10 protein-coding genes and 1 pseudogene are annotated in these 11073 nt (G+C 49.1%); 7 read left to right on the plus strand and 4 right to left on the minus strand.

Features of this window, described 5'->3' with window-relative positions:
* Positions 1-244: 244 nt before the first annotated feature.
* A complete protein-coding gene (locus EKM75_RS05215; RefSeq protein WP_125692694.1) occupies positions 245-1210 on the plus strand; it encodes an alpha/beta hydrolase in 966 nt (321 codons plus the stop codon).
* Positions 1211-1911: 701 nt separating this feature from the next.
* Here EKM75_RS05215 and EKM75_RS05220 read toward each other — a convergent pair.
* The 3 genes and pseudogenes from EKM75_RS05220 to EKM75_RS05230 all read right to left on the minus strand — a co-directional run bounded on the left by EKM75_RS05220 (position 1912) and on the right by EKM75_RS05230 (position 5874).
* A pseudogene (locus EKM75_RS05220) lies at positions 1912-2826 on the minus strand (sce7725 family protein).
* A complete protein-coding gene (locus EKM75_RS05225; protein ID WP_125692696.1) occupies positions 2826-3515 on the minus strand; it encodes a hypothetical protein in 690 nt (229 codons plus the stop codon). Before EKM75_RS05225 ends, EKM75_RS05220 begins: the two are co-directional and overlap by 1 nt.
* A complete protein-coding gene (locus tag EKM75_RS05230) occupies positions 3505-5874 on the minus strand; it encodes an ATP-dependent DNA helicase (protein ID WP_125692698.1) in 2370 nt (789 codons plus the stop codon). Before EKM75_RS05230 ends, EKM75_RS05225 begins: the two co-directional genes overlap by 11 nt.
* 150 nt (positions 5875-6024) lie before the next feature.
* Here EKM75_RS05230 and EKM75_RS05235 point away from each other — a divergent pair, with 150 nt between their 5' ends.
* Positions 6025-6288: a PTS sugar transporter gene (locus EKM75_RS05235; protein WP_125692700.1), complete on the plus strand. Its 264-nt coding sequence runs from the start codon at positions 6025-6027 to the stop codon at positions 6286-6288.
* A 62-nt stretch (positions 6289-6350) separates the two neighbouring features.
* Positions 6351-6554, plus strand: a complete 204-nt coding sequence (locus EKM75_RS05240) for a hypothetical protein (RefSeq protein WP_125692702.1) — start codon at positions 6351-6353, stop codon at positions 6552-6554.
* A 251-nt stretch (positions 6555-6805) separates the two neighbouring features.
* On the opposite strand, the gene EKM75_RS05245 is transcribed toward EKM75_RS05240, so the two are convergent.
* Positions 6806-7156, minus strand: coding sequence for a hypothetical protein (locus EKM75_RS05245; protein WP_125692704.1), 351 nt, complete (start codon positions 7154-7156; stop codon positions 6806-6808).
* 282 nt (positions 7157-7438) lie between these two features.
* Between EKM75_RS05245 and EKM75_RS05250 the strand changes: the two genes are divergently transcribed.
* The 4 genes from EKM75_RS05250 to pstB all read left to right on the plus strand — a co-directional run bounded on the left by EKM75_RS05250 (position 7439) and on the right by pstB (position 11065).
* The gene (locus tag EKM75_RS05250; protein ID WP_125692705.1) at positions 7439-8335 is read left to right on the plus strand and encodes a phosphate ABC transporter substrate-binding protein PstS family protein; all 897 of its coding nucleotides are present in this window, start codon (positions 7439-7441) and stop codon (positions 8333-8335) included.
* A gap of 83 nt (positions 8336-8418) precedes the next feature.
* The gene (gene pstC, locus EKM75_RS05255; protein WP_125692707.1) at positions 8419-9372 is read left to right on the plus strand and encodes a phosphate ABC transporter permease subunit PstC; all 954 of its coding nucleotides are present in this window, start codon (positions 8419-8421) and stop codon (positions 9370-9372) included.
* On the plus strand, positions 9362-10249 hold the full coding sequence (gene pstA / locus EKM75_RS05260; RefSeq protein ID WP_125692709.1) for a phosphate ABC transporter permease PstA: 888 nt from the start codon (positions 9362-9364) through the stop codon (positions 10247-10249). The genes pstC and pstA overlap by 11 nt, the downstream gene beginning before the upstream one ends.
* Positions 10250-10261: 12 nt before the next feature.
* Positions 10262-11065: a phosphate ABC transporter ATP-binding protein PstB gene (gene pstB, locus EKM75_RS05265; RefSeq protein ID WP_125692711.1), complete on the plus strand. Its 804-nt coding sequence runs from the start codon at positions 10262-10264 to the stop codon at positions 11063-11065.
* Positions 11066-11073 lie beyond the last annotated feature (8 nt).

Here is an 11073-nt window from a genome sequence, read left to right on the forward strand (position 1 = left end):
GAATACCGGAATGAGGCCGCTTAGAGACAACATAAAATTATATTATTTCGTATGACAACTTGACAGGGACTAGTACAGACAAAGGTCTCAGGCCTTTTTGCGTTCTAAACGTCTATCGTCGAACCGTGGTTAGGTGGTTTAACTATTAAACGACTATGCAGGGCCTTCGATTGGATTGGCTGGCGATTCAGGGTATAAATGAGTAACGCTAGTTTTTGGGGATTTCAAAGAGGAGGACTGTGACATGGGGGAACGACTTTCTTTAGAACCAGCAGCGGTAGCGGTCTGTGAGGATAATAGCGCTCATTCGCGCTCATATGAATTGATTCCGGATGCCGGCCGGCAACTGTTAAGTGATTTTCAGGACCGTCCCATCGCTAAGGATGAGGTGACGATTGAAGATGAACCTTGTGACACTGGTGAATGGGGCATTATTAACGTACGCTACATTCGGCCGATTGGCGCGTTTGGTCGGTTGCCCGTCATTTTTTACATTCACGGCGGTGGGTGGGTCTTTGGGGACAGCCATACGCATGATAAATTAATTCGTGAATTGGCGGTCAGGACCCATTCGGTGGTCATTTTTCCAGAATATTCATTGGCGCCGGAGGCTCAGTATCCCACGGCGGTTGAGCAGAACTACGCCGTTCTTTGTCAAACGGCATCCGCTCACGGCCTGTGGGATGCCAGTCACTTGATTGTGGCGGGGGATGGCATCGGTGGCAATTTAGCCACCGTGATGACCTTGTTAGCCAAGCAACGGAAGGGCCCCAGGATTACCGGTCAGCTACTGTATTATCCGGTAACGGATACGGACTTCGAAACGGCCTCCTATCAAGAATTTGGTGAGGGCTATGGCTTAGCTAGCGCTGGGATGCAGTGGTTCTGGGACCAGTATGCGCCTGACCAAGCGGATCGCGAGAAAAGCACAGTGGCGCCGCTAAAGGCGGACCAGTCGGAGCTAGTTGAACTACCAGCTGCCATGATCCTGACGGCGGAAGCAGACGTGACACGCGATGAGGCCGAAGCCTATGCCTGTCGTCTTCGACAGGTTGGGGTGGCGGTAACGCAGGTTCGGTTCCAGGGGATGGTCCATGATTTTGTCATGCTGAACGCATTGGACAAAACCCGAGCTTGCCGGGCGGCGATGGATCTCTCAACCCAGTGGGTCATGCAGCAACAACACTTGTTGGCCAATATTTTTGATTGAAGTAGCGGGTGTGAATTTGCTGGCCACTTGAATTTTAGGTAAAAACCAGCTGAGGAGGCAGACAATCTGTCTGAAACCTCAGCTGGTTTTATTGGTATCTAACTGAAGATTAAAAGCATTGAAGCACTCACTATGCTTGATACAACAGGGGGTGAGCTTTGGTGTTTAGTCAGACATAGTGGGAAATTACCGCCTTACCGTTTGCCAAATTTGGACTGGAACGCTGTGGGAAGGATGGGACAAGCCAAAGTGCGGTCTTGTCCCTCGCTTGAAGCCGCAAAGCACGTCTCCAAGTCGCCATTTTTAAGAAAATCACTTGAAAATCCCACGGCTGAGTCCAAATTTGGCTCACTCTCGGCTACCCAGTGACGCGCCAATACTACTGAGTAACAGTCTCTTCCAGGTCTTTAAACTAGCTTAGTTTCCAAGAACCTGTTTAACCGGAGGAGGTCAGAGGTGGAGCCAGCTGTGTCGACGGTGTTAGCTGATTTTCGGCTTACAGCGTGGGACGTGTTTGAAGACTGGTGGTTTTTCCAGGCTTCAAACCGAGCCGGAGGACCGGTTTCCAGGCCGCAGGCGTTCCCCACAGCAGGCGGAATCTCTGACAGCCGTAGGTGACTGGTGAGACTAATTTTAAGTCTATAACGCCGTTGGCTTGATAACGGTTTTCAACCTTTCAACCTTTTGGCATCTAACTGAAATCAATTCAGTGGATAGTGCGCTTTAAAGTAAGCCGCCATCGTTTGGAGGTGGTGCTCCAGACTGAGTCGCTTGACCACGCCCAACCCAGGAAAGTGGTGTTGCGTGTGATAGGCTGCGAGTTCTTGGGCCGCCGGTGTTTGAACATTGGCGGGTTGCTGCGGCAACCACTCAGCCAACTTTTTAACGGCCTGAAAGAATTTTTCCTTGGGATGCTTGAAGTCTGAGCGGTCGTCAGAAACGAAGCGATGAATGCGGAGCTGTTCACCTGCAAAGTAGGTCAAATGGAGGGTGACCGCCCGAGCTGGGTAGCCGTGTTCGCTATAGTGGCTGCCGCCAATGGTGTAGTCACTGAATCCTTGATAGTGATTCAAGGTGGCTAGTTCCCAGTCGTTACTGAAGAAGCCGTCTTCAATGTCGGCGTAGCTGCGGTCGTGTTCCGGCAATCAGGCGTGATCAAAAAGACTAATGGTTGGCCGCTGTAGGAGTTGGCGAATCCGCGCTTCTGGTGGGACCAATAGGTAAGTGGCATCGGTTAAAATACCAGCATGATGGGCTGCTAAGAGTTCGTCATACTGCCGACCAATCAGTAAAGTTTGGTGACCAGCGACCGGGGGACTAGCTACCGTGGTGGGAGTCAAGATATGGCCAACGATGAGATTGGGATTATCGCGCCAAGTTTGCCAGTCGTAAAGCTTTTGTTGTGTCAGAGCGTAATCACTGACCGTAGGATTTGTGATAACGACCAGCGGCTGATCATGCTCCACGAAGGCGGCCACAGTTTGAGGGAGGGCCCGGATATCTCGAACGGGCTCAATAATGGGAATGATGTTGTGCGGCAATATCTGTTGTTCAGCAATCTTTTTCAAGGCGAGGAGGTCGTACTGTCGGCCACGAAAGTAGGGGAAGTACAACATTATGAACGCTCCTTTAGTTGGTCTTGTAAGGTGTGAAGCTCTAAGTTCAAAGCATCGACCTCAGTCTGTAGGGCCGTCACAGCAGTCGATTGTGTATCTTCAATGAACTGCTCGTAAAAGTTAGCCTCGGGATCGTAGATATCATAGTGTTGGTGGCGCTTTTTGAGTTCCTGGTAGAGACGATCGGTACTGTATTGTTTGAGACCGGTGGCCGTTTGCTTGGCTTTGCCAACTTCACGGGCCTGTGAAGCAATGAACCGGGTAGTTAACTGGCTAGCCGGTACCTGCAAGTCTTGGTGTCGTGGTGGTCGCATTACAGTAAGATACCCCGGCGCAACGGGAGTCTCAGTTGCGGTGGCCAAAAGTTCCTCGGCGAACGGTCGGTAAATGAGAACCCCAATGCCCGCAGGAATTTCGTCAGCCACTTCCTGATAGAGGTCGAGTGGCAGGACAAAGTAGTTGTAATGACCGACGAAGGACAGCTTGGCTTTAGAATGAAAGTCGCTCTTGGTGACCTTGAGTTCATAGCAGCGCCATTCAATGTCGCCACTAGGTAGTTCTTGGTAACTAAGGGTGTCGACGATGCCTTGATCATCTGGCATGGTGACCTCTTCAACGGCAAAGGCACCGGCTTCTCTACAGTAATAATAGAGGGTTTGTTCCATGGAGAGGGTCAATTTAGTTTTCATCGGATACCTCCTGATGCCAAAAATTCTGGATGGCTGTCGTTAATTGTTCCGGTCGATAGAGCCGTTGGAAATGTTGCCAGTGACGTGGATACAGGTGCGTGTAACGGGGACTAGCAAAGCGTTGATCCATTAATAGGATGACACCCACGTCCTTTGATCCCCGGATCAATCGACCGGCAGCTTGAAAGACGTTGTTGAGGCCAGGTAACTGATAGGCAAAGGCGAAACCGTGTTGGGATTGCGCATCAAAGTAGTCGCGAATCAAGTCGGTCTCAGGATTGATACCAGGGAGCCCGACACTAACGATACCGACGCCAATCAAACGGTCGGCCTTGAGGTCGATACCTTCGGCAAAAATACCACCGAGGAGGGCGAACCCAACTAGCGTTTGCGCTGGGTTCGATACAAAATGAGCGAGAAAGGCAGTGCGATCCGCTTCCGCCATTTGGGCCTCTTGGATCACAGTTTTGACGTGCGGGTAGGCTAGCTGAAAGGCCTGACTCACATCGATCAGGTAGCTACGAGAGGGCAGAAAGATGAGGTAGTTGCCTTTCTTTCCGTCGACCATGGTTTTGATTGCCAACAAAATATTGGCGAGGTTGGCGTTACGTTGCTTGTAGGTTGTTTGAATGTAGGTGGTGACCATAATGGCTTGATGCTGCGGTTCAAAGGGCGAATCTAACCGATAGGCCAAACTGTCAGTGTCCCCTCCCAGGACAGTTTGATAGTAGTCCATTGGTGAAAGGGTGGCCGAGAAGAGCACCGCCCCATGACCAAGTGCCAGGCTATCCGCTAGAAAGTCACTAGGGTCCAGACAGAGTTCTTTCAAGGTGATGTTGCCATCAACAATTTCCAAGCGCATGCGGTAAGTCTCATCAAAATATTCACCGATTCGCTGATAGCTGATGGCCGCGAAATAGTAGTCCAAGATAGCCTGTGTGAACGGCGTTTGTGGTTGATCGACGAGCCAATCGTGAATCGCTTCTACCAAGCGGCCAAGGTCGTGGTCGAAGTTTTCGGGTGGTGTGAGGAAGGTACTGTCCGTCTGATTTTCCGCGAGCAGAGGTGCCGCTACGTCGTCAAAGGTGGCACGCAGGTCGAGGAGGCGGCGGTGCAACTTCTTACTAGATTGGGGCAGGTCACGACTCTGGTTGATCAGGTGGTCGAGTGGTTGGCTACTGATGGCTGCAGAGTACATTTCACGGGAACGGTTGACCAAGTTGTGGGCTTCATCGATCAGAAAGAAGTTGTCAGGATCCTCGGTAGCAAAGAAACGCTGGAGGTGGACCTGGGGGTCGAAGAGGTAGTTGTAGTCACCAATAATGACGTCACAAAAAAGGCTGGCATCCAGTTGGAACTCAAATGGGTCCAGGGTGTGCTTGCGCGCGTATTTTTCGATGACGGGGCGGGTCAGTTGATCATTATTCTGAATAAGATCTAGTAACGCGGGTTTTAACCGATCATAGTAACCCAACATGTATGGATTTTCCTCGGGTAGTAAGTCAGCTTCCTCGGGAAATTTAATTTTTTCCTTGGCGGTCAGCGTGATACTTTTTAGCTTGAGTCCTTGTGCGGCCATCATGGTGATGGCTTCTTCAGCCACTCGGCGTGTACTTTGCTTGGCGGTCAGATAAAAAATTCGTTGGATCAAGCTTTCGCCAATGGCTTTGATGCTGGGGAATAAGGTTGAAATTGTTTTACCCGTTCCAGTGGGGGCTTCAGCAAAGAGGCGTTTATTGGTTAGAATCGTTTTGTAAACAGCGACGGCTAGCTCACGTTGCCCCGGTCGATAGTGGTCGAATGGGAAGGTCAACTGATGAATCGTCGGGTCGCGCCGCGCTTGCAGATCCGAGCGAAACTTGAGCCAGGTGACGTACTCAGTGATGACATCATCAAAGAATGTTTGGGCATCTGATTTACTAATTGTCTGAGTCTTCTGGGTGGTGGTTTCAGTATTCGTCTGAAAGTAAGTCAGGGTGAGGGTGACTGCGTTTAAGTCAGATTCCTTTTCCATCAGCAGGTGCGCGTAGATCTTGACCTGGGCCCAGTAAAGGGTCAGGGTGTTCTCACTCAGCTGGTCAAAGACCGTTTCGGAAGTTTTGATTTCTTCAATTTCAGCCGTGTCATCCGTGAGTATCACGCCATCGGCCCGGCCGTGAAGGAGGTATGGATTACCGTTGAGCATTAATTCTTGTTCAAGGTAGTACTCTTTTTGATAGTTTTCGTCGCGTTGTTTCTGAAGACGACGGTGAATCTGGGCGCCTAACAGGGCGGTGTTTTGACTACCTGAAGTGCTACTCAGGTCGCCCGTGCGTAGGGTGAATTCAACTAATTCACGAACCCCCAATTTATTTGTCATACCGGCGTCTCCTCCATTTCTGGCAATATCATACCACACTTTCAACCTGGTTTGAACGCGTGTTCGCGAAGCGGAAAGATTGTGAAAATGTTATAAAAGGTATTGGCAAGTGTAAAGTAAGCGCTTACAATATAAATAGAGGTGAGACAAATGAAGACGATAGGATTTCCTCTTTACCAAAGTATCCCAACGACTGAGCAGACCGATAGCTTACAGAGAGCTTGTCAACACTATCGTGGCACGGCTATTATCAAAATCAATGATGTTGAATTGGACCCCTTGGACCCGGAACTAGGACGTGAATTGGCCCAGTATGAGGGGCAGTTCGTGCAGATCATTACGGACGGTCCGGATGAGGCCAGTCTTGCGTCAACGATTCATCAGGAACTGGTGGCCAAAAAGTTCTGTTACTGATTATCTTGACGGCATTGCGTGATTTCGCTAAGCTCAGAGTAAATATTGAGGAGGCGTTGTACGTGACGCAAGAACAAGTTGAACGGTTATGTCAGATTGCGCCTAAATATGGACTTTACTTGGAGCATCAAGGGTCAGTCATTACCAAGGTCGATGAACAAACCACGGACCTGGACACTGCCAAATATATGCCAGATCAGTTTATTGACCTTCTCTCCCAGATGATTGCAACTAAGATGAAGGCGGATCTCTGGCAATGGCAGTAAATATGTCAACCAAAGAGTGTGCGTCAGAAGGCGATTAGCTGCCTTTCAGCGCACGTTTTAGAAATACAGCAAAAAAGGTTTGAGACTTTGTCCCAAACCTTTTTTGCACTCTGAACGTATATAGTCAAAACGTGAGGCAACAGGCAGTCAACCCCGCTTAACCTCGCTAGACAAACGATTCAAGACCAAGATTATTCGTCTAAGGATGTTAATGCTTATTCACTAACCGCCTCTTGCTTCACTCTCTTTTGCTACGCTTCTTCCCAACGGTCGAAATCTTTAGCGTGACTGTCTAAGTAAGCCAGGGCCTCTTTGGCCAGGGCCTCGCTTGCAGCGGTAAAGTCATGTTCAGTATCTTCGCCATCAGCGTCGGCTTCGTCACGAAGGAAGCCAGCAGCCAGGTCAACATACTTGGTTCGTCGACCAACCCCGTTGTCTTTAAATAGGTCATCTAATCCGGTTAAATCTGTTTTAGCTGCAGCTGACACCTGCTGTGCCAGGTCCTTTTTGGGACCTAACTTGCTAGCAGCGTAATCCATTAAGAAGTCGTTCATGTCAACGATAATGGCATGACGGGCTGCCCGTTCATTTTTCTTTGCCACTTTTGGTCACCTCTTAATTTCATTCTAGTCAATTCCGTTATATTACGCAATTAATTCCCTGAAATTAAATGATTAATCGGTTATGGGGGTCAAATACCGTGATATTAGAGAATTTATACAGAAACTGGCAACATTTACCGAAAATTTACACGATTGCGACGAAGAATTTATATTCATCGCTTAGAATCAAGGTTGTAAGTTAAGGGGAGGCACCACGAGTATTGCTGCTTAGCTTACGTGTGGTGGTTCTACTATTCTTAAAAAAGACATGGAGTGACTGAGATGAATAAGGGATCAAAATTAGCAATGGGGATTGCAACAATTAGTTTACTTTTGGTAGGTTGTGGCAAGGCAACGAGCTCAACTAGTAGCAAGAGTAGCAGTAGCAGCGAGGCTTTATCGGGGAAGGTTACCGCAGTTGGTTCAACCGCGTTACAACCATTGGCAGCCAAAGCAGGTGCTAATTTCCAATCCAAGAACAGCAAGGTTAACTTGACCGTTCAAGGTGGGGGTTCTGGGACTGGGTTAAGCCAAGTGCAAGCCGGTGCCGTATCAATCGGTAACTCAGATATCTTCGCTGAAGAAAAAGACGGCATCAAGGCTGACAAGTTAACTGACCACAAGGTCGCCGTTGTTGGGATGGCTCCCGTTGTGAACAAAGATACCGGTGTTAAGAACTTGAAGATGGCGCAATTAAAGCAAATCTTCACGGGTAAAATCACGAACTGGAAAGAGGTTGGTGGTAAGGATCAAAAGATCGTTATCGTTAACCGGGCACAAGGAAGTGGGACCCGAGCAACCTTTGAAAATGCTGTCTTGAAGGGTGCAACTGCCATCAAGTCACAAGAACAAGATTCTAACGGTGCCGTTCAAAAGATTGTTTCCTCAACTCCCGGGGCTGTTAGTTACTTGGCCTTCTCTTACTTCACGAACAAGTTACAAGCCGTTTCAATCGACAACGTAACGCCAACGGACAACAACGTTGAAAACAACAAGTGGAAGATCTGGTCTTACGAACACATGTACACGAAGGGGACACCTGACAAGGTCACTGCTGCCTTCCTGAAGTACATGGATTCCAAGACGGTGCAAGACAGCTTAGTTAAAGACATGGGCTACATCAGTATCCACGACATGAAAGTGACGAAGGATGCTAAGGGTACGGTTACCCAAAATTAGGCACAACTTAGATTATTAGTGGTAAGTCACAGGGTGGAGGTGCGGTCGTAGCACCTTCATTTTTTTTAAGGGGGAGTCAACCTATGGAACAAACAAATTTTCAACTTAAGAAACAAGACGTCCAGTCCAACGAGTGGTCGGCGCGGCTACACCATGCCACCCGCGCAACGCGTGAGGATTGGCTGGGGCGTGGAATCAGTTATCTCTGTATTGGCGTCATTATTCTAGTAGTGGCTTCGATGCTTTGGTTCATCACGTCTAAGGGATTGGCCACGTTTACTCAGAACCACGTGAACGTTTGGCAATTCTTAACGGGGACTAACTGGTCACCCGATACCGGTCACATTGGGGCTGCGCCGATGATTGTGGGGTCCTTTGCGGTAACCTTTGCGGCAGCCATCGTGGCAACACCGTTTGCAGTAGGAACGGCGATCTTCATGACGGAAATTTCGCCTAACAAGGGGCGGAAGTTGCTGCAACCAGTCATTGAATTGTTGGTGGGAATTCCTTCCGTTGTTTATGGGTTCATTGGTTTGGCAGTAGTTGTGCCATTCATGCGTCACTTGGTGGGGGGCTCCGGGTTTGGGATTATTTCAGCCACGTTTGTCCTGTTCGTCATGGTATTACCAACGATTACGTCAATGACGGTAGACAGTTTGCGGGCAGTTCCTCGTCATTACAAAGAAGCTTCACTGGCACTGGGGGCCACTCGGTGGCAAACAGTTTCACGGGTGATTTTACGTTCTGCCACGCCCGGTATTTTAACGGCAATTATCTTTGGGATGGCGCGGGCATTCGGTGAAGCTTTAGCGGTTCAAATGGTAATTGGGAACGCCGCTGTGATGCCTAAGAACTTAATTTCCGCTGCCTCAACACTGACAAGTCAATTGACTTCGGGTATTGGGGACACGATTGACGGCACGTTGCCCAACAATGCGTTGTGGTCACTGGCGCTGATCCTGTTGCTCATGTCACTGTTCTTTAACGCATTAGTCCGGGTCATTGCTAAGAGGGGGCAACTGAAACATGAACGCTAAACGCAAAGATTTTGTCGCAACGGTGATGATTAACTTGATTGTTGCCGCTGTGGTTGGTATCTTGGTTTTCCTGTTGACGTACATTTTGGTTGCCGGCTTACCGCACGTTAGTTGGACGTTCTTGACGGGAACAACGGACGCCTTTTCTGGAGCAGGTGGCATTGGGGTTCAACTATTCAATTCTTTTTATCTGCTAGTTTTGACGATGCTCATTTCAATCCCGATTTCATTGGGTGCTGGGATTTACTTAGCCGAGTATGCCAAAGATAACTGGCGAACGAGTCTGATTCGTTCGGCCATTGAAGTGCTGAGTTCCTTGCCTTCTGTGGTGGTTGGGTTGTTTGGTTTCCTGTTATTCGTCGTGAAGTTTAAGATTGGGTTTTCTGTTATTTCAGGGGCCATTGCGCTGACCTTCTTTAACCTCCCACTTTTGACGCGGAACATTGAAGAATCATTGAGTGCAGTCTCTAGCAGTCAACGAGAGGCTGGGCTGTCGTTAGGCTTGTCAAAATGGAAAACTGAAATTGGCATTATCCTGCCGGTTGCTTTACCCGGAATCGTGACCGGGGTCGTTCTGAGTGCCGGCCGGGTCTTTGGGGAAGCCGCAGCTTTAATTTACACGGCTGGTCAAAGTGCCCCAGTGACGAACTTTGGTGACTGGAACCCAATGAATGCGGACAGTCCGTTGAATCCATTCCGACCGGCTGAAACTTTGGCGGTTCATATTTGGAAGATCAACACGGAAGGGCTCGCGACGAATGCTGCAGCGTTGTCTGCTGCGGCCTCTGCGGTTCTGATTATTGCCGTGTTACTGTTCAACCTGAGTGCGCGGTTACTGGGAAACTACCTGTATCGTCGCGTGACGGCCAGCAAATAAGGAGGAGCTGCCATGTTAAAACAATATTCATTTGAAAAGACGGCCGTGCAGACCTTCGATGACAGTGTCTCGCTGGCCTTAAAGACGGATAACTTACAGGTGTTCTATGGTGCCAACCATGCCATGCATGACGCCAACCTAGAATTTCCGAAGAACCAGATCACGGCTTTGATTGGTGCCTCGGGTTCCGGCAAGTCCACGTACTTGCGGTCGTTGAACCGGATGAACGATGGAATCGCCACGGTAACTGGTAAGATTTGGTATCACGGGGTTGATATCAACGAACCAGATGTGAACATCTACGAGATTCGGCGGCACATTGGGATGGTGTTCCAACGACCAAATCCGTTTGCTAAATCAATTCGAGAAAATATCGTGTATGCCCTGAAAGCTAACGGTATCAAGGGTAAGGATGAACTGGCTTCTCGCGTTGAGAAGAGTCTCAAGGGGGCGGCTCTCTGGGATGAGGTTAAAGACAACCTCGAAAAGAGTGCGCTCTCCTTGTCCGGGGGTCAGCAACAGCGGTTGTGTATTGCACGCTCAATTGCCATGGAACCCGACGTGTTGCTTTTGGATGAACCTTGTAGCGCGTTGGATTCAATTTCCACGGTGAAGGTTGAAGAAACCCTGCTGGAATTGCAGAAGAAGTATTCAATCATTATCGTGACGCATAACATGCAACAGGCATCGCGGGTCAGCAGTCAGTGTGCGTTCTTCCATCTGGGTCATGTGATGGAGTACACGCCAACGGCCACGATGTTCAGTAATCCCCAGATTCCAGTCACACAAGATTATATTGCCGGTAGTTTCGGCTAAAAAAACTC

The sequence above is a fragment of the Levilactobacillus tongjiangensis genome, from assembly GCF_003946345.1.
Taxonomy (GTDB): Bacteria; Bacillota; Bacilli; order Lactobacillales; family Lactobacillaceae; genus Levilactobacillus; species Levilactobacillus tongjiangensis.

Excerpts from the sequence above, each read along its gene's own strand:
- EKM75_RS05215 (WP_125692694.1), top strand. The coding sequence starts at position 245 with ATGGGGGAACGACTTTCTTTAGAACCAGCAGCGGTAGCGGTCTGTGAG.
- EKM75_RS05225 (WP_125692696.1), bottom strand. The coding sequence starts at position 3,515 with ATGAAAACTAAATTGACCCTCTCCATGGAACAAACCCTCTATTATTAC.
- EKM75_RS05230 (WP_125692698.1), bottom strand. The coding sequence starts at position 5,874 with ATGACAAATAAATTGGGGGTTCGTGAATTAGTTGAATTCACCCTACGC.
- EKM75_RS05235 (WP_125692700.1), top strand. The coding sequence starts at position 6,025 with ATGAAGACGATAGGATTTCCTCTTTACCAAAGTATCCCAACGACTGAG.
- EKM75_RS05250 (WP_125692705.1), top strand. The coding sequence starts at position 7,439 with ATGAATAAGGGATCAAAATTAGCAATGGGGATTGCAACAATTAGTTTA.
- pstC (WP_125692707.1), top strand. The coding sequence starts at position 8,419 with ATGGAACAAACAAATTTTCAACTTAAGAAACAAGACGTCCAGTCCAAC.
- pstA (WP_125692709.1), top strand. The coding sequence starts at position 9,362 with ATGAACGCTAAACGCAAAGATTTTGTCGCAACGGTGATGATTAACTTG.
- pstB (WP_125692711.1), top strand. The coding sequence starts at position 10,262 with ATGTTAAAACAATATTCATTTGAAAAGACGGCCGTGCAGACCTTCGAT.